The sequence below is a fragment of the Arthrobacter vasquezii genome (assembly GCF_029455255.1).
GTDB lineage: Bacteria > Actinomycetota > Actinomycetes > Actinomycetales > Micrococcaceae > Arthrobacter_D > Arthrobacter_D parietis.
In genome coordinates, this window is sequence record NZ_JAROKN010000008.1 from 1 (window position 1) to 22,683 (window position 22,683).

16 protein-coding genes are annotated in these 22,683 nt (G+C 63.1%); 7 read left to right on the plus strand and 9 right to left on the minus strand.

What is annotated here, in order from left to right; translation table 11 throughout:
• The 3 genes from P4U43_RS05310 to P4U43_RS05320 all read right to left on the minus strand — a co-directional run.
• Nucleotides 1–936 (minus strand): ABC transporter transmembrane domain-containing protein (locus P4U43_RS05310; RefSeq protein ID WP_277357855.1); only part of this gene is annotated, 936 nt, incomplete at its 3' end.
• Between the two features lie 32 nt (nucleotides 937–968).
• A complete protein-coding gene (gene cydB / locus P4U43_RS05315) occupies nucleotides 969–1,991 on the minus strand; it encodes a cytochrome d ubiquinol oxidase subunit II (RefSeq protein WP_277357791.1) in 1,023 nt (340 codons plus the stop codon).
• Nucleotides 1,992–2,030: 39 nt separating this feature from the next.
• Nucleotides 2,031–3,605, minus strand: a complete 1,575-nt coding sequence (locus P4U43_RS05320; protein ID WP_277357792.1) for a cytochrome ubiquinol oxidase subunit I — start codon at nucleotides 3,603–3,605, stop codon at nucleotides 2,031–2,033.
• A 211-nt stretch (nucleotides 3,606–3,816) separates the two neighbouring features.
• Here P4U43_RS05320 and P4U43_RS05325 point away from each other — a divergent pair, with 211 nt between their 5' ends.
• Complete coding sequence (locus tag P4U43_RS05325) at nucleotides 3,817–4,188, plus strand: BlaI/MecI/CopY family transcriptional regulator (RefSeq protein ID WP_056547226.1); 372 nt, start codon at nucleotides 3,817–3,819, stop codon at nucleotides 4,186–4,188.
• A 5-nt stretch (nucleotides 4,189–4,193) separates the two neighbouring features.
• Nucleotides 4,194–5,186: a M56 family metallopeptidase gene (locus P4U43_RS05330; RefSeq protein ID WP_277357793.1), complete on the plus strand. Its 993-nt coding sequence runs from the start codon at nucleotides 4,194–4,196 to the stop codon at nucleotides 5,184–5,186.
• 69 nt (nucleotides 5,187–5,255) lie between these two features.
• Here P4U43_RS05330 and P4U43_RS05335 read toward each other — a convergent pair whose 3' ends face one another.
• Nucleotides 5,256–7,352 carry a DNA gyrase/topoisomerase IV subunit B gene (locus tag P4U43_RS05335; protein ID WP_277357794.1) on the minus strand — a complete coding sequence of 699 codons (2,097 nt, stop codon included), beginning with the start codon at nucleotides 7,350–7,352 and terminating at the stop codon, nucleotides 5,256–5,258.
• A gap of 251 nt (nucleotides 7,353–7,603) precedes the next feature.
• Here P4U43_RS05335 and P4U43_RS05340 point away from each other — a divergent pair, with 251 nt between their 5' ends.
• Nucleotides 7,604–7,828, plus strand: coding sequence for a DUF7455 domain-containing protein (locus P4U43_RS05340; RefSeq protein ID WP_056547219.1), 225 nt, complete (start codon nucleotides 7,604–7,606; stop codon nucleotides 7,826–7,828).
• Nucleotides 7,829–7,952: 124 nt separating this feature from the next.
• On the opposite strand, the gene P4U43_RS05345 is transcribed toward P4U43_RS05340, so the two are convergent.
• From P4U43_RS05345 to P4U43_RS05360, 4 genes are all read right to left on the minus strand, one after another.
• Nucleotides 7,953–9,197 (minus strand): RNA polymerase sigma factor, encoded by a 1,245-nt coding sequence (locus P4U43_RS05345; protein ID WP_277357795.1) that lies wholly within the window; start codon nucleotides 9,195–9,197, stop codon nucleotides 7,953–7,955.
• Nucleotides 9,198–9,525: 328 nt separating this feature from the next.
• A complete protein-coding gene (locus tag P4U43_RS05350; RefSeq protein ID WP_277357796.1) occupies nucleotides 9,526–10,779 on the minus strand; it encodes a DUF4192 domain-containing protein in 1,254 nt (417 codons plus the stop codon).
• A 96-nt stretch (nucleotides 10,780–10,875) separates the two neighbouring features.
• The gene (locus tag P4U43_RS05355; protein WP_277357856.1) at nucleotides 10,876–12,219 is read right to left on the minus strand and encodes an MFS transporter; all 1,344 of its coding nucleotides are present in this window, start codon (nucleotides 12,217–12,219) and stop codon (nucleotides 10,876–10,878) included.
• A complete protein-coding gene (locus P4U43_RS05360; protein ID WP_277357797.1) occupies nucleotides 12,209–13,267 on the minus strand; it encodes a proteasome assembly chaperone family protein in 1,059 nt (352 codons plus the stop codon). The genes P4U43_RS05355 and P4U43_RS05360 overlap by 11 nt, the downstream gene beginning before the upstream one ends.
• A gap of 288 nt (nucleotides 13,268–13,555) precedes the next feature.
• On the opposite strand from P4U43_RS05360, the gene P4U43_RS05365 reads away from it, so the two are divergent.
• The 4 genes from P4U43_RS05365 to P4U43_RS05380 all read left to right on the plus strand — a co-directional run bounded on the left by P4U43_RS05365 (nucleotide 13,556) and on the right by P4U43_RS05380 (nucleotide 19,169).
• Nucleotides 13,556–15,106 carry a leucyl aminopeptidase gene (locus P4U43_RS05365; protein WP_277357798.1) on the plus strand — a complete coding sequence of 517 codons (1,551 nt, stop codon included), beginning with the start codon at nucleotides 13,556–13,558 and terminating at the stop codon, nucleotides 15,104–15,106.
• A 172-nt stretch (nucleotides 15,107–15,278) separates the two neighbouring features.
• Nucleotides 15,279–16,661: a dihydrolipoyl dehydrogenase gene (gene lpdA / locus P4U43_RS05370; RefSeq protein ID WP_277357799.1), complete on the plus strand. Its 1,383-nt coding sequence runs from the start codon at nucleotides 15,279–15,281 to the stop codon at nucleotides 16,659–16,661.
• A 128-nt stretch (nucleotides 16,662–16,789) separates the two neighbouring features.
• Nucleotides 16,790–18,583, plus strand: a complete 1,794-nt coding sequence (sucB, locus tag P4U43_RS05375; RefSeq protein WP_277357800.1) for a 2-oxoglutarate dehydrogenase, E2 component, dihydrolipoamide succinyltransferase — start codon at nucleotides 16,790–16,792, stop codon at nucleotides 18,581–18,583.
• 154 nt (nucleotides 18,584–18,737) lie between these two features.
• Complete coding sequence (locus tag P4U43_RS05380; RefSeq protein WP_056547199.1) at nucleotides 18,738–19,169, plus strand: OsmC family protein; 432 nt, start codon at nucleotides 18,738–18,740, stop codon at nucleotides 19,167–19,169.
• A 76-nt stretch (nucleotides 19,170–19,245) separates the two neighbouring features.
• On the opposite strand, the gene P4U43_RS05385 is transcribed toward P4U43_RS05380, so the two are convergent.
• A complete protein-coding gene (locus tag P4U43_RS05385) occupies nucleotides 19,246–22,656 on the minus strand; it encodes a S41 family peptidase (RefSeq protein WP_277357801.1) in 3,411 nt (1,136 codons plus the stop codon).
• Nucleotides 22,657–22,683 lie beyond the last annotated feature (27 nt).

Here is a 22,683-nt window from a genome sequence, read left to right on the forward strand (position 1 = left end):
GACCGGCACGGCGGCGGACGTCCGTGGCGCATCGATGATGTGCCGCACGGCCCGTCCTGCCTCGAGCCCGTCATCGCTCGCATGGTGCGCCGCCCCCAGGTCCCGCAGCGGCAGGTAGCACTCCGGCGCGAGGATCAGGGCGAGCAGGCCCACTTCAAGCCCCACATCACCGTGGATCAGCCGCACGCCCACGAACACGGCCACGACCGCCACTGAAATCGTGCTGATCAGTTCGAGCGCGAGGGATGACAGGAAGGCGATGCGCAGTGTCTCCATGGTCCGGCGGGAGTAGCCGGCGCCGATATCCTCCAGCGCACGCGTCTGGGCACTTGCCCTGCCGAGGCCAACGAGGGCGGGCAGCCCTTTTGCGAGTTCCAGCAGATGGTCCGAGAGCCGATCGAGCGATGCCCTCGCCTCGGCTGTTCTGTCCTGCGTGTGCCAACCGATCAGCACCATGAAGACCGGGATCAGCGGGATGGTCAGGACGATCACGGCGGCGCTCACCCAATCCGCAGCCAGAATGCGCGCGCCGACCAGGAGGGGAACCACTGCGCAGGTGATGAGCGCGGGGAGGTATTGCGTGTGGTACTTGTCGAGGCCGTCCAACCCGCGGGTGAGGAGCACGCTGAGCGCGCCCGTACCCTGCTTCCCACTCGTGGTCCCGCCGTCGGCAAGCACCCGCTCAAGCGCCTCCCGCCGCAGCCGCTCCTTCACCCCGTATGCCAGGCGCTGAGCGGTTCCCTGCTGCGCCCAGGCAGCGCCTGCGCGCAGCACTGCACCGGCCACCCCGACCTCCAACAGGTCTGCTGACGGCAGGGCACCGCCGGCGAGCGCCGCGATGCCGCGGGCGATTGCTTCCGCGATCAGGACCAGCCCCACTGCCTTGACCGCAGCAAGGACACCGAGGAGGTACACGGGACGAACCGGAACGGACATGCCGGCGGGACCGCGGGCCAGGAGCCGGTCGATCACAGGGGGCTCACCGAGTGTGCGTCGGGGATGCTCTTTTCGGTGACGCGCTTCCGGAAGACCCAGTAGGTCCAGCCCTGGTAGGCGAGCACGAGGGGCACCCCGATAGCGGCGACGATGCTCATCAATCCGAGGGTGTATGGCGAGCTCGAAGCGTTCTCCACCGTGAGGTTGAAGGCGTCACTGAGCGTCGACGGCAACACGACCGGATAGGCCGAGCCGAAGATGCATGCCAGCGAAGCCGCCAGCGCGGCACCCAGCCAGATGAAACCCCAGCCATCATGTGAGGACCACTCGGCAAACCAGGACGCAGCCGCCGCAGCTACGGCGACGGCAAGGATAAGACCGGTCCACACCGTTCCGCCGGCGAGGTGCACTGTCGCTGCCCACAGCAGCAACGGCACGACGGCGAGCGGCAGCAGCCGTATCAGGAGCTTTCTCGCTCGTTCCCGGATGGGCCCGTCGGTCTTCAGCACCAGGAACGCCAGAGCGTGGGCGAGGCAGAAGAGGACGACGGCGGCCGCGCCAAGGAAGGCGTCAAACGTAACCCAGACGAATGGCCCGCCCACCCGGTCACCGTTCTCGTTGAGCGGAAGTCCGGAGGTGGTCAAGGCGAGGGCGGCGCCGATTCCAGCCGCTGCGGTGAAGGAGCCGAGGAAGATTGCCAGATCCCAGCGGCGGCGCCACTGGTCGCTGTTCATCTTTCCGCGGTACTCGAAGGCGACTGCCCGGAAAATGAGTGCGAGGAGCACCAGGATGAAGGGCAGGTATAGCGTGGAAAGCAGCGAGGCATACCAGAGCGGAAAGGCGGCGAGAGTTGCACCTATCGCGGTGACGAGCCAGACCTCGTTGCCGTCCCAGACCGGCCCAACCGTGTTGAGGAGGACCCTCCGTTCCCGGTCGGTTCGCGCGAACAGCTTCATCAGCATGCCGACGCCGAGGTCGAATCCCTCAAGGAAGAGAAAGCCGGTCCACAGCACGCTGATCAGGATGAACCAGATCGTGGGCAGGAGCTCGGTCATGTGCGTGGTTCCTTTCCGCGCGGCGCAGTGGAGTTCGGCTCAGTAGGCAAAGGCGAGCACATCGTCGTCGTCCTTTCCGCGTGAGGAACTGTCGTCGTCGTGCCTGGCAGCCAACTCCGGCATGGCGGAGGCAACCCCGCCGCGCACGTAGGTGAAGAGCAGCTTCACTTCGACGACCAGCAGGACGGCATAGACCAGAGTGAGTGCGACCAGCGAGAAGACGAGTTCGGCGAGCGATACCCCCGGCGACACTGCGGCGGCCGTGAACATGAAGACGCCGTCGATGCCGCTGGGGTCAGGGTTGGGCGCCACGACAAACGGCTGGCGGCCCATTTCCGTGAAGATCCAGCCCGCGGAGTTGGCCCCGAAAGGCGCGAGGATTCCGAACACCGCAAGCCGCATCAGCCAGCGGGACTCAGGGACCGTCCCCTTCCGCAGAATCCTCAGGGCTACCAGCGCAGCGAAGGCGGCGAGTGCGCCGAAGCCGATCATGATGCGGAAGCCCCAATAGGTGACTTCCATGACCGGCAGGTAGTCGATGCTCATGCCGGCGCGCTCGCCGTACATCGGATCGTCCGGCAGTGTCTGTCCGTACTGCTCCTTGTACTCGGGCAGGAGCGTGTTCACGCCTTTGACTTCGGTAGTGAAGTCACCGTTCGCAAGGAAGGACAGCAGGCCCGGAACCTCGAAAACCGCAACGATGTCGTCGCAGTCCTGCGATCCCAGGTTGCCGACCGAGAGGACCGAGAAGCCGGTTCCATCGTGGCAGGCGGCTTCCGCTGCCGCCATCTTCATGGGCTGCTGCTCAAACATCAGCTTTGCCTGCAGATCACCTGACACTGCGGTTCCGGCGAAGGAAATCAACGCGACGACGGCGCCGATCCGCGCTGAGCGCAGCCACACCTGGTGGTCAATCACTCCGCGGGAACCGGAAGCGTCAGTTCCGACGACGACCTTCCCGTCGCCGTCGACCGTGTCCAGCCCGTCATGGCGCCGCTTCCAGAGGTGGTACCAGGCAATACCGAGCAGGAAGCCGCCCGCAACAGCGAGGGCACCGAAGATGGTGTGGGTGAAGGCGACGAGGGCGGTGTTGTTGGTGAACACTGCCCAGGCGTCCACCATGCGGGCACGGCCGTCCACGAGCTCGACGCCCACGGGATGCTGCATCCAGGAGTTCGCCACGATGATGAAGTAGGCAGAGAATACCGACGCCACGACTGCGGCCCACAGCGCTCCAAGGTGCAGCACCTTCGGCAGCCGCTGCCAACCGAAGATCCACAGGCCCAGGAAGGTCGATTCGACGAAGAACGCAAGCAGCGCTTCCATGGCAAGCGGCGCACCGAAGACATCGCCTACGAACCGGCTGTACTCGCTCCACGCGAGCCCGAACTGGAACTCCTGCACCAGTCCGGTTGCAACCCCCATGATGAAGTTGATGAGGAAGAGCTTCCCCCAAAACTTCGTCATCCGCAGGTAATGGTCCTTGCCCGTCCGGTACCAGAGGGTCTGCATGACAGCGACAACGAGGCCAAGCCCTATCGTCAGCGGCACCATCAGAAAGTGGTACACGGTGGTGATACCGAACTGCCACCGTGCAATTTCAAGTGCTTCCACAGGTCCTCAATTCCTCAAGCACTGGCGATGTGTGAGCGATTTCTACGCTTTGTAGAAACGTTCTTCTACATATCGTAGAACAACTTTCCCGCACACTTCTACATGACGTAGAACCTTGCGCGAAAAAGCTGTAGATTAAGAGAGATTGGAAGTGGTGTTGCACCGCAATCAGTCCGTCCAGCCGCAGATCAGGATCAACAAAGGAATAAGAATGGCCACGCTCGGTGAACTCGAACGCACAGTGATGGACCTGCTGTGGGGCACCCAGGAGGCCATGACCGCGAACACTCTTCGTGATGCATTGGCGCTAGCTCCTGAAGGTACGGCGGAAGGCAAGGAACTCGCGGTCACCACGGTGTTGACCGTCCTGTCCCGGCTCGAGAAGAAGGGCCTGGTTGAGCGTGAACGCGACACCCGCCCTCACCGCTACCGCGCCGTGACCAGCCGCGAAGACCACACGGCGGAGCTCATGCATGAGGTACTGGTAACCGCTCCTGACCGCGAAGCTGTACTGGCACGCTTCATCGGCAGTGTCTCTGAGAGCGAGGCCCGCACACTCCGGCGGCTCCTGGGCAGCAACTAGCCGCCATGTTCTGGGCCTCCCACTTCCTGGCGGCGCTGGCCGTGATTCTGGCATGGCCCGCACCGATCGCCCTCTCCCGCGCACAGTGGCCCTCACGCTCGCCGTTCACCGCGATGATCCTGTGGCAGGCAATCGCGCTCGCCGGAGGTCTGTCAATGATCGGCGCCATGCTGGTGTGGGGACTGGAACCGCTGGGAGATAATCTGCTCGAAGCGTTGCAGGGCCTCTGGGACATCCTGGTGAATAACCGCCCGGCAGACACTCTCGGCCTCGTCCACGTCTTCGCCCTCAGCGCCGCAAGCCTCCTGACCGCGCACCTCGTGTTCACCCTGCTGATCACCTATGCGCGGATCAAGGGCCAACGACGGCGGCACCGCAACCTGCTGAATCTGTTGAGTTCACCCTCACACACCAACCCCTCCACGCTGGTGATCAAGCACCCGGCCCCGGTTGCCTATTGCCTGCCCGGCGGCGCGCGCTCCGTGACGGTCCTCTCCGACGGACTGATGGGGCTGCTCTCCGAAGATGAACTGCGGGCCGTTCTCGTGCATGAGCGTGCCCATCTGAGCCAGCGGCATCACCTGCTGCTCTGGGCTTTTGCGGCCTGGCGTTCAGCGCTCCCGTGGCTGCCGACGTCGCGCCTGGCGCAGCGGTCGGTCAATGAGCTGATCGAGATGCTCGCGGACGACGAGGCCGTCAAGGAAGTGGACCAGGAGACCCTTGTAGGAGCAATAGCCATTGTGGCGACGGGCTCGCACGGTCCGTCTGTTTCACACGGGCGTTCGGGCGAGACACCGGATCATGCACTGACCGATGCCGCAGCAGCGCAGGATCCCGAGCAGGATGATGCCTCGCTCTCAACGGTTCACCGGCTGCGCCGCCTGCTCGAGCCGCAGGCGCCGCTCACCCCCGCACAGACCTTCGCGGCCCTCGCCACATCGGCGCTGCTGCTGACCGTGCCTACCGCCCTGCTGATCGCGCCCGGTTTCCTGGGCTGACGCGGCGGGCTTCCAGGGCTCCCTGATTCAGCTCCTGCGCAAGCTGGCTGTGCAGACTATGTCCCTGTACTAGGCGTCGATGCGTTCGCGATCCAGCGACGCGGCGCCGGCCACAATGAAGTCCTTGCGCGGTGCAACGTCACTGCCCATGAGAAGGTCGAAGACCCGCTCAGCCGATTCGGCCTCCTGAATCCGTACTCGACGCAGGGTGCGATGGCGCGGATCCATGGTGGTTTCCGCCAACTGTCCGGCATCCATTTCCCCCAGTCCCTTGTACCGCTGAATGGGTTCCTTGTAGCGCCTGCCCTCACGTTCGAGGGCGGTGAGCAGCCGGTGAAGCTCCTGGTCGGAATAGGTATAGACGGTTTCATTCGCTTTGCTGCCGGGGTTGAGTATTTCCACCCGGTGCAGCGGCGGAACGGCCGCAAAGACCCGCCCGGCATCAACCAGGGGACGCATGTACCGGAAGAACAGCGTGAGCAGCAGGGTACGGATATGCGCGCCGTCGACATCGGCGTCCGTCATCAGGATGACCTTGCCGTAGCGGGCCGCATCAAGAGAGAAGCTGCGGCCCGACCCTGCGCCGACAACCTGAATCAGCGCGGCGCACTCGGCGTTGGAGAGCATGTCACCCACCGAGGCCTTCTGCACGTTGAGGATCTTTCCCCGAATGGGCAGCAGCGCCTGGTAGTCCGAGGACCTCGCCAGCTTGGCGGTCCCCAGCGCGCTGTCACCCTCAACGATGAACAGCTCGGAACGCTCGGAATCGTCAATGCGGCAGTCTGCAAGCTTGGTTGGCATGGATGATGTCTCCAGCGCGTTCTTCCGGCGCTGGGTTTCCTTGTGAACGCGCGCCGATACGCGGGACTTCATCTCGGCGACAACCTTCTCCAACAGCAGCGCAGACTGCGCTTTGTCTGCGCGGGCCGATGAATTCAGTTTCGCAAGGATCTGCGTTTCCACCACCTTGCCGACGATGGCGCGGACGGCGGACGTTCCGAGGATCTCCTTGGTCTGGCCTTCGAACTGCGGCTCCGCGAGCCGCACGGTCAGAACCGCGGTGAGACCCGCAAAGACGTCGTCTTTCTCCAGCTTGTCGCTGCCCGCCTTGAGCTTGCGTGCATTGGCCTCGACCACTTTCCGGAAGGTTTTCAGGAGCGCTTGTTCGAAGCCCGACTGGTGGGTTCCGCCCTTGGGCGTAGCAATGATGTTGACGAAACTTTTTACCGTGGTGTCATAACCGATCCCCCAGCGCAGCGCGATATCCACTTCGCAGTCACGCTCGACCTCGGCGATCCGGCTGTGCCCCTGATCATCGAGGACGGGAACGGACTCCTTGAAACGGCCGGACCCATGCAGGCGCCACACATCAGTGACGGCGTGGTCAATCGCCAGGAACTCAGCGAACTCGGAAATTCCGCCGTCGTGATGGAAGACTTCTTCGACTACCCCGTCCGTGCCGGGTAAGGCACGCTCATCGCGAAGCGTAATGCTTAGTCCCGGTACCAGGAATGAAGTCTGCCGCGCACGAGCCTGCAGCTCTTCGTAGGAGAACTTGGCATCAGGAGTGAAAATCTGCCGGTCCGCCCAGTACCGGATCCTCGTTCCCGTGACGCCGCGTTTGGTGCTCCCGACGACTTCGAGGCGGGAGCTGTCGACGAAGGGGGAGAACTCCGCTGTAGGCAACGGCTTGCGCTCATCGGCAAACCGCCCGGGCTCACCTCTCCGGAAGGACATCTGGTACGTCTTGCCGCCACGGTCAACCTGGACGTCGAGGCGCGCGGACAGCGCGTTGACCACGCTGGCGCCGACGCCGTGGAGCCCACCGGACGCGGTGTAAGAGCCGCCGCCGAACTTGCCGCCGGCGTGCAGTTTCGTGAAGACGACTTCCACGCCGCTCAGCCCGGTCTTGGGTTCGGCGTCTACCGGAATGCCGCGCCCATCGTCATGCACCTCAACGGAACCGTCGGCATGGAGGATGACCTTGATGCTCTGGCCGTGTCCCGCAAGTGCTTCATCCACCGAGTTGTCGATGATCTCCCAGAGGCAGTGCATGAGCCCCCTGGAATCAGTGGAGCCAATGTACATGCCGGGACGTTTGCGAACCGCCTCAAGCCCCTCGAGGACGGAAAGATGGCGGGCTGTGTATTCAGAGCGGGGTGCCACTTCCTTGGAAACTCCTTGGGATTGCGGTCTATCTCGGCGAGCGTCGGCGAGCCGGGAGCGGCGCACCCTCCCAAGCATATTCCCTTGTCCCCGCTGTGGATGGCAGGCATGCCGGGCCCTCGGGCGCGCGGTTCGTCCCTGCCGGATGCCTCCCCGCGAGCGTACGCGCTCAGCGAAAGCACACCCAGCTTGCGAAGAAACGGCAACGAATAGTGGTTATATGAACTACAGGAACCACTAAGGAGGCATCCATGACAACAGCTACAGCAACCCGTGAGCTGACCGCTTTGCACCGTTGTGACCGGTGCGGGGCCCAGGCCTATGTGCGCGCAGTCCTTCAGTCCTCCGGTGGTGAGCTTCTCTTCTGCGGGCACCACGCCCGCGCCGTTGAGAGCACTCTCCGGCCGCAGACGTCAGAGTGGCAGGATGAAACCGCCCGGCTGACCGAAAAGGCGCAGAGCACTGTAGAGGCATAGCCGCGCACAGGCCGTCCGCCGAAGCGCAGCATAGTTGGAGCCTCCTGAACGGATGGCACATAAATAGGAAGAACCCCCTCCGCGGAGGGGGTTCTTCCTATTTATGTGCCTGCTGCCGCCGTTCCTAGTCGAGGTAGTCCCGAAGTACCTGCGAACGTGACGGGTGCCGCAACTTAGACATGGTCTTGGACTCTATCTGGCGGATGCGCTCACGGGTGACGCCGTACACCTTGCCAATTTCATCGAGGGTCTTCGGCTGGCCGTCAGTAAGACCGAACCGCATGGCGACCACACCTGCTTCCCGCTCCGACAACGTATCCAGGACGGAGTGAAGCTGCTCCTGCAGAAGTGTGAAACTCACCGCATCCGCAGGGACGACTGCTTCCGAGTCCTCGATCAGGTCGCCGAACTCGGAATCACCGTCTTCGCCGAGCGGAGTGTGCAGGGAGATGGGCTCGCGGCCATACTTTTGAACTTCGACGACCTTTTCAGGCGTCATATCGAGTTCAAGTGCCAGTTCTTCCGGTGTGGGTTCCCGGCCGAGGTCCTGCAGCATCTGCCGCTGGACGCGGGCCAGTTTGTTGATGACTTCGACCATATGTACCGGAATACGGATGGTGCGGGCCTGGTCTGCCATGGCACGGGTGATGGCCTGGCGGATCCACCACGTTGCGTAGGTGGAGAACTTGAAACCCTTGGTGTAGTCGAACTTCTCTACAGCACGGATCAGACCCAGGTTGCCTTCCTGAATCAAGTCCAGGAAGAGCATTCCGCGGCCGGTGTAGCGCTTGGCCAGCGACACCACGAGACGGAGGTTTGCCTCGAGAAGATGGTTCTTGGCGCGCTTCCCGTCATGGATGACCCACTCAAGTTCCCGACGCAGCTTGGGATCGATGTTCTCATTCGCCGCCAGCTTCTCCTCGGCGAACAGGCCCGCCTCAATGCGCAGAGCGAGATCTACTTCCTGTTCGGCGTTGAGAAGGGCGACCTTGCCGATCTGCTTCAGGTAGTCCTTGACCGGGTCCGCAGTAGCGCCTGCGGAAACGACCTGCTGTGCCGGTGCATCGTCGTCGTCAGCATCCGAGTAGACAAACCCACTCCCAGTCGAAGCTTCAGCCGCCTCCGGCTCTGCAGCCTCAGTGTCTGCACCTTCGACTTCTGCGGCACCCGGCGCGGTCTCCTGCTCTGCAGGAACGTTTGCGGGGCTGCCCTCCGGGGCCTTCGTGTCTACGCTGCCTTCGGCTGCCGCGGGCTTGGCGCCACGAGCGGTAGCGGTCTTCGATGCCGGCTTAGCAGCGGCGGTCTTGCGCTTGGTTGCAGTTGTACCGGGTTCTGTTAACACCGGTGCTGTTGTCTTCTTGGCCGACACTCAAGAACCTTTCATACGGCGGTTTGCGGCGCCGCCAAGGAGGGCAACACCACTATGACCCTGTCAAGTCCGTGTTTGAAATCAGACCTATCAACGGGAACTGTTCGTACGTACAACAGCTCTGGCGAGTGCGCTATTCCCCTTGCGGACGTGTGGTGGTGTGAATACCAACATCCGAAGTGCCTGAAACGCGTCGATCTGAAACACGAACCCAACCGGGTCTCGTTTCCATTGTCGCACGCTTTGCGAACCTCACGTAAATTCCGAACCGACAGCCGGTGCTTCCGGTGAATCCCGCTCTTCTTTCCTCAACGAGTCCGTGTACGGTTCAGGCCACGCTGCGGGATTCGGAGGTCCAGGCGGTCTCGCGCCGACGAGCCCACGGTGCAAGGGAACCGGTTCCGACCAGCGCCATCAGGAGTTCAGCGAGGGTGTATCCCGGAGCTTCGTCCAAAGCCTCCTGCAGATAGTGATGAGCACGCGACCCCCTGCCACGTGCCCATTCGAGCCAACCCAGAATACTGAGAAGAGCCGCCCGCGGCTCCCCGCTCGCCACTGCGGTCAACCCGAGAAAGCGGGTGTGCGCTGCATCAAGGCGATCCCAGTCCGGCACGCTGAGCGTGGCAAGGAAGACATCCCGAAAGAGTGTTGAGGGATCCTCGTTGTCCTCCTGGTCTGCGGGTCGCGGAAGACCTCCCGTCGGTCGCAGAGCCTGCAGGCGCGTCATCAGGGCGTTGCAGGCGTACGGAAGTTCCTCCTCCTCCGGATCCGCCGGCAGCACGCCGGCTGCGACTGCGGCTTCCTGCGCAGCGTCCGGACCCGCGGCTGCCAGCACTATGAGGCTGTCCCGCACGGGCGCGCTAGTCAGACCGGCCAAAAGGAAAGCAACAACCTGCGGCGAAACTGCCGGTTCCTGCGGATCTGCCGTGCGTGAAAGAAACGCGTCCCAGAGGATGAGGGAATCACGGCCAAGGCTTGTCTTGTCCCACCTTCCACACCACTGTTCCACGTAGGAGGCCGCCAGTTGATTGATTTCTTCGCTGTGCCCGGGGTCGGGTGTTCCGACCGCGGCTGCCAGGGAAGCGGCATAGGTACTCCCCTGATAGACCAGCTCCGCGTTGAGGACGCTTTCGGTGATCCGGGCAAGCGGGTGGCCCGGCCAGGGACAGCAGGACGCATCCTCGCAGAAGTAGTCCCGCCAATGACTTGAGCTGACGAGCCATCCGTCCAACAGCGGCAGTCCTGCGGCGTCGAGCACCAGGTCGAGGCAGTGGATCAACGGAGCGTAGGGCGGGGAGCCCGGCTCGGCCCACTCGGCGTCGGTGTACACCGCCATCAACACTCCGTCGGCCGAAGAGTCCGATTCGAGGTAGTCGCGCACCGTGGATGCATAGTCCAGTGGATCAGAGTCCGCCGGCGGAAGGTCGAGACGCAGTGTGGCGCCCATGCGTTTGCCCGACATTGTGAGGAAAACGAGGCTCTCCCGCGGTTGAAAGCCAAGGATATGGGGAACGTAACTGAGGATGTCGGCCGGCGTGCTGACCTTGATGGGGGCTTCGGGGTTAGGTGCGTTTGCTGTCATGAATACGACTGTGACGCTCATGCACCCGCCTGTGGCCTTTCAAAAGGCGCTATGTGGGTAAACCTCGAGATTCGGCTGCATGTGGAGGGAGGGTCGCTACCTCTGCACTTCGCGCCGTCGTCGTATTTCCCTCGCAATTGCCTGCCTCAGTGGCGGCACGATGATCGATTGACGAGCCAGCTGGGCGCGCACGCGGCGCCGGAGCACCAGGACTGCGACGGTTCCAATTCCGAGAACCACAAACTGCACAGCAAAAGCGATCCTGAATGATTCGAGTGCATACAGGTCACCGTTGGAGAATCCGCTCGCCAGGAGCAGGTCCAGAATCAGGCCTACGGCGAACATGGTGAGAAGCGCTGCCGTGAATCCGCCAATGTTGACAATGCCGGTCGCGGTACCGAGCCGCGAGGCAGGATTGAACGTGCGGGCGAAGTCGAAACCAATCATCGACCCCGGTCCGCCGACGGCAAGCGTCACGACCAACAGCACGAGCAGCCAGACGGGTGCCTTTCCCGGATAGGTCAGCACCACCAACCACGCGAGCGCAGTCGCCGCGGTAATTGCCAGAACCATGGTCGAGCGGCGCAGCGGGTGCCGGGCTACATACACTCCCAGGAGTGGCCCACAGATCATGCCCACTACAACAAAGAGGGTCATCAGCACCGAAGCCGTCCCTGCGGCGAGTTTCTCAGCACTCACCAGATAGGGGTAGCCCCACATCAGAACGAAAACCGTGCCTGAGAACTGCGTAGTGAAGTGGCACCAGAGGCCGAGGCGGGTCCCGGGCTGCTTCCACGCCTCGGTGAGGGAGACACCAGTCTGGCGCAGCGATGCGCGGCTTCGCTGGCCATTTCCTTCCGGATGATCCCGGATCAGGGCAAGACCGAGAACGGCCGAGAGAACTCCCAGGCTGGCCGCTGACAGGAACGCAGTACTCCAGCCGGCCAAATGCAGGACGGCCAGGAATGGGATGACGCTGAGAATCTGGCCGAGCTGCCCGAGGATGCCCGTGAGCTGGGTCAGCACGGGAATTTTCCGGGTCTCAAACCATGCCGGCAGCAACCTGAGAACCGCGACGAAAGTCATTGCGTCACCGCCGCCAACCAGCAGCCGGCCCACTATTCCTGCCGTGATGGACTCGGCGAATGCAAGCTGAGTCTGGCCAAGCGCCATCAGAACCGCGCCGCTGACGATCATGATGCGCGGGCCGAATCTGTCGACCAGGACGCCCACCGGAATCTGCAGTCCGGCGTAGACCACTAGCTGCGCGACCGTGAAGACAGCCAAAGCAGACGCTGTTGCGTCGAACCGCTCGGTCGCCTCGACTCCTGCAACACCGAAGGAGGTGCGCTGCGTAACTGCTATGAGGTAGGCCAGTACCCCGGCGCCCCATACCAGCCAGGCGCGCCGGTCCGTTCCGGCAGCCGGATCAGCGCCCAGTCTGTTTGCCTCCGTCTTCGGTGTCACCCGCCGCGCCGTCGCCACTGCGTCCAGACCCTGTGCTGCCGGACGTGCCGCTTTCTCCGCCTGCTGCGTCACTTTGCGGGGCGTCCTCGTCCAGCGTCGCGGCGAGCTCGTCGGCCGCATGCGGACCTGCGAGAAAGGCCTCCACGGCCGAACCCAGCTCCTCGGCGTCGGCCAGCTCCATATTCTGTTTCACAAGCAGTGACCGACGCGCGCCGTCGGAGTGCTCGTCGTAGCGTTTCTCCAGCGATGACACGACGCCCTGCACCTCGGCCGAGTTGTCCACCTGACGCGCTATCTGCCGCTCCACGTCACGGCCTGCTTCCCGCAGCCGGTCAGTGGGCAGAACACGGCCGATGGATGCGCCGAGGTACTCCAGCGCCGTCACTGCGGCAGGCGGATACTCCGCTTCCGCCAAATAGTGGGGAACGTGCACCACGTATCCGACGACGTCGTGCCCGGACTGTGAGAGACGCAACTCCAGCAGGTGTCCGATGGAGGCCTGCAGTTCCGCGGTGGGCCGCCAGGTGGAACCCATCCCTTCGATCAGGTCTCCCCGGTTTCCGTGAACGGTTACACCGAGCGGACGCGTGTGTGGAACGGGCATCGGGAGCGAGTGGACCCAGGAAACCAACGGCACTTCGAACAGGGAAACGAGTTGTGCGACGGCGGAGCAGAACCTTTCCCACTGCAAGTCCGGTTCCATTCCGCTCAGGAAGAGGAATTTTTCGCCCAGACCGTCCTGGAGAACCCGGAGCTCAAGGGCAGGCGGCTGGTAATCCCGCAGATGATCCTGTTCGAACGTGATTCGGGGCCGACGGCTCCGGTAATCGATGAGCTGATCAACGTCGAACACGGCCAGGACTTCGTGGTCGAGCGTTCCGAGCAGCTCATCGCGCACCTGCGCAACCACCTGCCCCGCATCGACGAACCCGGTGAAACCTGCAATAAGGGGTAGCCCCCGAAGGGAAGGATCATGACGAATCGAGCTGCTGACGTTGTACAGGCTTTGCGGCTCCAACATTTCATCCTCCTCAATTCGTATCAAGACACTGCGGGCAGTGCAGCGCGCGTCATCCCGGCGGCTTTTTCAGTGTTCACTCCAGCGCTGCGCCGTTGCGTCAACCCTAGTTGATGCACCATCGCGTGCCCGGTGTGTGTAACACCCCAGGTCGCTCCTCTCATTCCCGCGGCCTGTCCGTAGGACGCATGTCACAGGCTGCGACTACGATCGATAGGAAAGCATGGGCGTCACCAGACCCGCACGCCCGCTGCAGCACTGCCCAGCCATCGGAAGCGAGGAAGAACCTTCGTGAGCAACACCAGCGATATTCACCTGACCGCAGTCTCCCGGGACATCAAGAAATCCGCGTGCGAGGTCCTGGTGATCGGCACCGGCCAAAGCCCGGATGGTCCCGTGCTTCTGGAAAACCCGCTCTCGGCTAAATCTGCCCGCGCCCTCACCGACAGTCTCCCCTCGCTGGGAGTAACCGGAGCCGCTGACGAAGTGCGTCGATTCCCCGGACTACCTGAAACCGGCGCAGACGTACTCGTTCTTTCCGGTACGGGACGCACCGTCGCCGGGACCCCGCTGTCAGAGGAGACGCTACGCCGGGCAGCAGGAGCCGCTGCGCGTCAGCTGGGCGGAGTTGAGAGCCTGGCTGTTGCCCTCCCCGCCGCCACGGTTGCACAGGCCGCCGCGGTGGCCGAGGGCATTCTCTTGGGAAGCTACACCTACACGGAGCACTATTCGGCAGTTGGCGGCAAGGCGCCGCGGCCCTCCGCCGCCGTTCTCTCGCGAGTCGTGTTACTCACTCCCGCCGCGCAGGACCGGACGCTGAAGGTGGCACTTGAGCGTGCACAGACACTTGGACGCGGAGTCAATGTGACTCGCACGCTTGTCAACCAGCCGCCGAGCCACCTCTACCCGGAATCGTTCGCGCAATTCGCCCGGGAACATGTCAAGGGACTACCGGTGAAAGTAACCGTGTTGGATGAAAAGAGACTGGAGAAGGACGGGTACGGCGGGATTCTTGGGGTGGGGAAGGGATCTTCCCGTCCGCCAAGGCTCGTGAAGCTCGAGTACTCCCCCGCCAAGTCAAAAATCAACCTCGCACTGGTCGGCAAGGGCATTACCTTCGACTCCGGCGGTTTGTCCCTCAAGCCGGGCGCCGGGATGCAGACGATGAAGCTGGACATGGCAGGCGCCGCCGTCGTGCTTGCTGCCGTTGCGGCGATTGCGCGGCTGGGTCTTCCGGTCAGCGTCAGCGGTTGGCTCTGTCTCGCGGAGAATATGCCCTCCGGGACAGCGCAGCGGCCCTCGGATGTACTGACCACTTTCGGCGGGCGCACTGTGGAAGTTCTTAATACCGATGCCGAGGGCCGGCTGGTCATGGCCGACGCCCTGGCTGCGGCGAGCCAGGAATATCCAGACGCGATCATCGACATCGCGACGCTCACCGGTGCACAGATGGTTGCGCTTGGCAAGCGCGTGTCCGGTGTCATGGGCGACGACGGGGTAAGGGACGCCGTGAAAGCAGCTGCAGATCGCGTGGGCGAACAGTTCTGGCCCATGCCGCTGCCCGAGGAACTGCGTCCAAGCCTCGATTCCACGGTTGCCGACATCGCGAACATCGGAGAGAAGTTCGGCGGCATGATGACGGCTGCAGTATTCCTCCGTGAATTCGTCGGAGAAATGGACGGGAAGAAGATTCCGTGGGCACACCTGGATATTGCCGGCCCAGCCTTCAACGAGGGTGGCGCGTACGGTTACACCCCCAAAGGTGCCACCGGCGTAGGTGTCCGCACTCTCCTCGCCTACGTGGAAGACGTCATCGAGCGCGCCGAGAAGCACTCAGCCTGAACACGTCCGTCACGAGGTGACACTCGACACACAGGGGTGTGCAACAGCCTTCATCAAGTGGCTGATGGTGTGATCTGGCGATAGGGTGAACCCAGATCACACCAAGCATTCCGCCAGACTCAATCGACGCGCGAACCTAAGTGCGTCACCGATTACGCGAGGGAGCGTCCACGTGGCCGATACGGCAACTGCGCAAGAGTTCGACATCCTGGTATTGGGCGGAGGCAGCGGGGGCTACGCCGCCGCTCTTCGCGCCGTTCAGCTCGGCTTCTCTGTCGGGCTCATCGAAAAGGGGAAGCTCGGAGGAACCTGCCTTCACAACGGGTGTATTCCCACCAAGGCGCTGCTGCACTCAGCCGAGGTCGCGGACAGTGCACGCTCCGCGGAGAAGTACGGCGTCAAGGCAACGTTCGAGTCGATCGACCTGAACGCCGTGAACGCCTACAAGGACGGCATCGTCGCCGGCAAGTTCAAGGGCCTCCAGGGACTCATCAAAGCCAAGGGCATCACCGTGATCGAGGGTGCAGGCAAGCTGACCGGTGAGAACACGGTTGAGGTCAACGGCACCACGTACACCGGCAAGAACATCGTTCTCGCGACCGGCTCATATTCGCGGTCCCTCCCCGGACTCGACATCGGCGGCAAGGTCATCACCTCTGATCACGCCCTCACCATGGAAACGATTCCCTCCAGCGCAATCGTTCTTGGCGGCGGGGTGATCGGATGCGAGTTCGCCTCCGTGTGGAAGTCGTTCGGCGTAGACGTCACGATCATCGAAGGACTGCCCTCCCTGGTTCCCAATGAGGATGCCTCCATCGTCAAGAACTTCGAACGTGCCTTCAAGAAGCGCGGCATCAAATTCAACACCGGCACCTTCTTTGACAAGGTCGAGCAGAACGACGACGGCGTCAAGGTGACTCTCGTCGACGGCAAGACCTTTGAGGCGGACCTGATGCTGGTCGCAGTCGGCCGTGGGCCCGTTACGGACGGCCTCGGGTATGACGAAGCCGGGATCACGCTCGATCGTGGATTCGTCATCACCAACGAACGCCTGCATACCGGCGTTGGGAACATCTACGCTGTCGGCGACATCGTTCCCGGACTTCAGCTTGCACACCGCGGGTACCAGCAGGGCATCTTTGCGGCCGAGGAAATCGCCGGACTCAAGCCGGTCGTCGTCGAGGACGTCAACATCCCCAAGGTGACCTACTCGGAACCCGAGATCGCCTCTGTCGGGCTCACCGAGAAGGCTGCCCGCGAGAAGCTCGGTGATGACAAGGTCGAGACCCAGGAGTACAACCTCGCAGGTAATGGAAAGAGCTCCATTCTGGGCACTGGCGGAATCGTCAAACTGGTGCGTGAGAAGGACGGCCCGGTGGTGGGCGTCCACATGATCGGTACCCGCATGGGTGAGCAGATCGGCGAGGCCCAACTCATCGTGAATTGGGAAGCCTACCCCGAAGATGTGGCCCAACTGGTCCACGCGCACCCCACGCAGAACGAGTCGCTGGGCGAAGCGCATCTTGCTCTCGCCGGCAAACCGCTCCACGGCTGACCGGCTCCGGCCCCTCTGCTGCACCGCTGCACCACACTCCACATAAAGCATCACTGGCAACCTCAAACCGACCGGCTGTTCCCGGTACCGGCGGTCGAAGGTAGAACGAACAAGGAGAACCGGACACCATGTCTGAATCCGTGAACTTACCGGCCCTCGGCGAAAGCGTTACCGAGGGTACCGTCACCCGTTGGCTCAAGCAGGTCGGCGACCGCGTCGAAGTCGATGAGCCGTTGCTCGAGGTATCAACGGACAAGGTCGATACAGAGATCCCCTCCCCCATCGCCGGAGTTATCGAGGAGATCCTCGTCGCCGAAGACGAGACCGCCGAGGTTGGCGCTCCGCTGGTAAGGATCGGAGACGGCTCAGGCGGCTCGGACAGTTCCGACAGTGGGGATTCAGGTGTGGAGTCATCTTCGGGCGATGCAGCTGAAAATGCTGGTGGGGACCAGCCTGTCGAACAGAGCGAAGAAGAAGCAGAAACCCCTCCCACGCAGGAGTCCACGGAAGCCGAGGGCTCCACGGAAGCCGCGGGCGGCGGTCAGGGAACCGAAGTCACTCTGCCCGCCCTCGGGGAAAGTGTGACGGAGGGTACAGTAACGCGTTGGCTCAAAGCAGTCGGCGATGACGTGGAGGTGGACGAGCCGCTTCTCGAGGTGTCCACCGACAAGGTAGATACGGAAATCCCTTCCCCCGTCGCCGGCACCCTGCAGGAGATCCGGGTCAACGAAGATGAGACCGCAGAAGTTGGCTCCGTACTGGCTGTCATTGGATCTGCCGGCGCCGCTCCTGCACAGGCGGAGCCGAAGAGCGCCGAACCCGTCGCTGCGGCGCCGTCGGCTGAGCGCGAAGAGCCTACTGCAGAACCGGAGGCAGCCCGGCCGGATCCCGAACCACAGCCGGAACCGTCCGGGAGCACTGAGCCCACTGAGGCAAAGGAAGCGCCGGCTCCCGCAAAGTCACCGAGCGACGAAGCAACAGGCTCAGATTCCGTATACGTCACTCCCCTGGTCCGCAAACTCGCCAACCAGCATGGCGTGGACCTGAGCTCCATCAAGGGTACCGGCGTGGGTGGACGCATCCGGAAGCAGGACGTGCTTGAGGCAGCCGAATCCTCGAAGGCTTCACAGCAGGACGCTCCGAGTGCTGCTCCTTCCGCTCCTGCACCCGCACCCGCGGCCGCGCCTGCAGCTTCGAAGCTGCGCGGGACCGTGGAGAAGGCCCCGCGCATCCGCCAGACGATTGCGCGACGCATGCGGGAGTCGCTGGAGGTTTCAGCGCAGCTTACGCAGGTCATCGAAGTTGATATGACCCGCGTTGCGCGTCTCCGTGCGAAGGCGAAAGAAACTTTCCAGGCGCAGAACAGCGCGAAGCTGACCTTCCTGCCGTTCATTGCCAAGGCAGTGACAGAGGCCTTGAAGCAGCACGCCAAACTGAACGCGTCCTTCGACGAGGAAGCCAAGGAAGTCACCTACCACGACGCCGAGCACCTCGCTATCGCGGTGGACACCGAAAAGGGCCTGCTGGTTCCGGTAATCAACGATGCCGGCAACCTTAATTTGGCGGGCCTTGCCAAGAAGATCGCCGATGTCGGTGCGCGTACGCGCAGCGGCAAGATCGGACCGGACGAACTCTCGGGCGGTACCTTCACGATCACCAACATCGGCTCGGTCGGCGCCCTGTTCGACACTCCGATCATCAACCAGCCCCAGGTCGGCATTCTGGGAACCGGGGCAATCGTGAAGCGTCCCGTAGTGGTCACCGATGCAGATGGCGATGACACCATCGCGATCCGCTCCATGATGTACCTGTCCCTCACGTACGATCACCGGCTGGTGGATGGCGCGGACGCAGGCAGGTTCCTTCAGGCTTTGAAGTCCCGCCTCGAGGAAGGCGCTTTCGAGGCCGACCTCGGCCTGTAGTTCACGCAGATGCAGAAGGCAGCGCTCCGACGACCGGGTGCGCTGCCTTCTGCCTTTGAGGATGCACCAGCAGAACGCTTCCGCATCACCTGATGCGCAAGACACCCGGGCGCCCGTCCGGTGCACGTGATTCAATCATTGAAGAGGAGAACTGATGGCTACAGTACGCTCAGCACATACCGTCTGGAGTGGAGACCTGCCCAGCGGATCAGGACAGGTTTCTCTGGACACCTCCGGACTTGGGACCTACGACGTCACCTGGAAGGCGCGGGCAGAGGAGGCTGAAGGAAAGACCAGCCCCGAAGAACTCATCGCCGCAGCACACTCGGCATGCTTCTCCATGGCCTTCAGCCATGCTCTTGGCGGAGAAGGAAAGACTCCGGACCGCGTCGAGACCAAGGCCGAGGTGGATTTCCAGCCAGGCGTTGGCATCACCGCCATCCGGCTCACCCTAAAGGCATCGGTGCCGGATCTGAACGAGGAGGATTTCCAGCGCCTTGCCAACGAAGCGAAGACGGGGTGCCCTGTCTCCCAGGCACTCGCCGGCGTCAAGGACATCTCGCTGGATGCAACTCTGGAGTCCTGATACCTGCTTTCATCCGGTAGCACTTTGCCCCCGTCACCAACTACGGTGACCGGGGCACAGTGCTACCAGCGACAGATCAGCTGCGCGGCGGCAGGGGCAGCGGTGCAAGCTGCGGATGGTTCCTGCGTGCCGGCGGTACGTCCGTGGGCAGCTCTTCAAGCATCTCGCGCAGAATTCCGACGGCGTGCTCTAACTGAGGATCTTCCTGTGCGGCGTACGCGTGCGGCGGAAACTGCACCTCAATGTCGGGGTCCACGCCGTAGTTTTCCACGCCCCACTCAATGCCTCCGGTCATCCAGAACGCGTAGCGCGGCTGTGTGACTCCGGTTCCGTCGGCGAGGCTGAACCGACCGTCGATGCCGACGACACCGCCCCACGTCCGGGTGCCGATGACCGGCCCGATCCCCCGAAGCTTCGCCACCTGGGTGATGATGTCGCCGTCGGAACCTGCGAACTCATCAGTGAGGACAACGACCGGACCCCTCGGTGCATGTGCCGGATAGGTACCCGGCTGCTCACCTCGCGGGAGTGACCAGGCCGTCACTTTACGGCCGATGAGTTCGGCTACCAGCTGTGAAGTGTGACCGCCCCGATTGCGGCGCACGTCGATGATGAGACCGTCGCGGGCAGTCTCGCGGTCGAGGTCCCTATGCAGTTGCGCCCATCCCCTGGCCACCATGTCCGGAACGTGCAGGTAGCCGAACCGGCTATCCGAAGCTTCGTGGACGATCGTACGGTTCGCGCTGACCCAGTTCTGGTAGCGGAGCCGTTCCTCACTGCGCAACGGTACAACCGCGACCCGGCGAACGGCGGGTTGGCCGCCGTCATCGTTGTACCGTGCCACGGTGAGTTCGACGGGCCGCCCCCCTGCCCCTGTGAGGAGTACGGCCGGACCAAATTCCGGAGGCACGGGCACGCCGTCCACCGCCTGAATGATGTCTCCAGGCTCCACAGCCACTCCTGGCGCTGCCAACGGCGCAGCTGCCTGCGGGTCGGAGGACTCGCCGACGAAGATACGGTCTACCCTCCAACCACGCTCGGCTCGACTGAGCTCGGCTCCGAGGAAACCCTGGGCGCCCGCGCCCGCCTCGCTGGGTAGGGCCGGAGTGACGTAGGCGTGGGACGTCCCGAGTTCGCCGTGCAGCTCCCACAGGATGTCGACCAGATCATCGTGCGAGCCGATACTGTCCAGCAGCGGTCGGTAACGCTCGCGCACGCCCTCCCAATCCAGGCCGCCCATGTCTTCGGCCCAGAAAAAGTCGCGTTGCAGACGCCACGCATCCTCAAACGCCTGCCGCCAAACGCTGGGAGGATCAAGCAGTACACGGATCCGGTTGAGATCCACCGTTACCCGCTCAGCAGAGTCCGGTTCCGCAGGACCGGAGGTGGGCACCGCTGTAACGGCTCCCGCGTGGACTATTACCGCACGATTGCCGTCGCCGCTGACTTCGAAGGAGTCCACCTCCTGAACGAGTGTGGAGGTCTCACGCTTGGCCATATCGAAGCGCTCGAGCCGCCTCGCCGGCTCTTTGGCATCCGTGGTGGCGCGGCCGTCGCCGGTGATCCCCATCGTGTCAGCTGCCGTCCAGAGCAGCGCGTTCTCCACTGCCCGCATACCCTCATAGGATCCCTGCGTCACCGGCACGGGAATGATGCGTTCGGCAAGGCGGTCCGCATCAACCTCGACAACCAGCGAGGGAGATTTTTTTTCCTCGGCCGGCGCCGGCCGATCGTACACAGCAGGCCCGAACGGTGACGCTGTGTCAGCCGCGAGAGCCACCAGGAACGGTTTCGTCGAGGCCGGGAAGCTGAGATCGAAACGATGAGTGTCATACACCGGGTCGAAACTACGGTCGGACAGAAAGGCAATGAATTTGCAGTCCGGGGTGAATGACGGAGCATGGTCCCGAAAGCGGCCATCGGTGACGTTCAGGATCTCGGTATTCTGAAGTACGCGGCTCAGCCGGACGCGCGTGCGCGCCCCTTCACCCGTGACGGGCTCCGCCCAGGCAAGCCAGGCTGAGTCGGGTGAAAACGTCACGTCGTCGATTGCGCCGTGGGCGGTGGTGGACAGGGTGAAGAATCCTTCAGTACCAATCTCGTGAATCAGTATCTCGCCCATTTCACCTGCAACCGCGATGATTTTCGCGTCGGGACTCACTGCGAGGTTGCTTGCCCTGAAACGGTCTCCAAACCGGATGCAGGAAACAACTGTGCTGCCCGCCTGGTCCTGGGCAAAGACGGCGGCGTCCGGCGCCCCACGCTCAACAGGCTCAGCTTCGCCCGACTCCTGATCTTCGCTCGTGCTGTGCGGCTTCGCTGCCGGCACCGGCGCGGGCAAACCATCATCCGCTGCCAAAGTTTCCGGGCGGGTTGAACCGGTGGTGACAGGGACATCGACGTTGAACGCGCTGCGGATGTACAGCGCTTCCTCACCCTCATGGTCGGCAATGTAGGCAACCCGGTCTTCGCCAACCGGACGACCGAGCCGTGCCCGCACACCCGCAGTTGCATCCACAACGCGGGAGGGCCCATCCCGGTGGCTCAGAAGATGCAGGGTCCCGTGAGATTCAACTACGCTGGCGCGGCCGTCTTTGACGGGAACAGCGGCCGCGAGATGCCGCGCTACGTTGAGCGGCTGTGGGCGCCTGCCGGTGGAGGCTGAGCCAAGCTGGATATCGAGTGGCCGCGCTTCCGCATCAAGGGCTTCGAGCAGCCAAAGTTTCCCTGCGGATTCGTAGACTACGCGGCTCCCGTCCGTGCTCGCATGACGGACATAAAAGGCCTCGTTATCTGTGTGGCGCCTCAGATCCTGGCCACTTGCCGTCACAGAGTAGAGGTTCCCGTACCCCTCGTGGTCCGAAAGGAAGGCAAGACGGCCACCGACCCACATCGGATCGGCCAGGTTGCCGTTGAGTTCAGGCAGGAAGCGCCGAAAATCACCGGAACCATCCAAATCAATCCAGAGCTTGCCCGCGGTACCTCCCCGATACCGCTTCCACCAGGCCTGTTCACGAGTCATGACGCTGCCGATGACAACAGGGCGCTCGTCCCCGACAGCTTCCCCATGAACAATGGCGTCAAGCGGTCCGTAAGGCACGACGTTACCCGGGGAACCATCCACGGGAAGCGTGTACGCCCAGGTATGCCGGGGATCCTCGTGCCGGAAAGCGCTCGTCGCGATGACTTGACCGTCTGCAGTGAAGCCCTTCACTCTGGTGCTCTGATGCCCCCAGTAGGTAAGCCGACGGAAGTTCCCCCCGTTTGCATCAGCAGCAACTACCTCCGGTGCGGCGCCCTGTACCACTGTCCAAGCGATGGTGGAGCCATCGGGGGAGAATCGCGGGTTCCGTACCGGCTGTTGGAGCGACGATATTCTCCACGCGCGCCCGCCCGAGACCGGGACAACCCAGACATCGTTCTCCGCTGCGAAAGTGAGGAGATCTCCGGACAGATGCGGATAGCGTAGGTAGTGAGAGGAAGCCATCATCCGATCATAACCACTCCCGTACCG

Excerpts from the sequence above, each read along its gene's own strand:
- cydB (WP_277357791.1), bottom strand. The coding sequence starts at position 1,991 with ATGACCGAGCTCCTGCCCACGATCTGGTTCATCCTGATCAGCGTGCTG.
- P4U43_RS05325 (WP_056547226.1), top strand. The coding sequence starts at position 3,817 with ATGGCCACGCTCGGTGAACTCGAACGCACAGTGATGGACCTGCTGTGG.
- P4U43_RS05330 (WP_277357793.1), top strand. The coding sequence starts at position 4,194 with ATGTTCTGGGCCTCCCACTTCCTGGCGGCGCTGGCCGTGATTCTGGCA.
- P4U43_RS05340 (WP_056547219.1), top strand. The coding sequence starts at position 7,604 with ATGACAACAGCTACAGCAACCCGTGAGCTGACCGCTTTGCACCGTTGT.
- P4U43_RS05350 (WP_277357796.1), bottom strand. The coding sequence starts at position 10,779 with ATGACAGCAAACGCACCTAACCCCGAAGCCCCCATCAAGGTCAGCACG.
- P4U43_RS05360 (WP_277357797.1), bottom strand. The coding sequence starts at position 13,267 with ATGTTGGAGCCGCAAAGCCTGTACAACGTCAGCAGCTCGATTCGTCAT.
- sucB (WP_277357800.1), top strand. The coding sequence starts at position 16,790 with ATGTCTGAATCCGTGAACTTACCGGCCCTCGGCGAAAGCGTTACCGAG.
- P4U43_RS05380 (WP_056547199.1), top strand. The coding sequence starts at position 18,738 with ATGGCTACAGTACGCTCAGCACATACCGTCTGGAGTGGAGACCTGCCC.
- P4U43_RS05385 (WP_277357801.1), bottom strand. The coding sequence starts at position 22,656 with ATGGCTTCCTCTCACTACCTACGCTATCCGCATCTGTCCGGAGATCTC.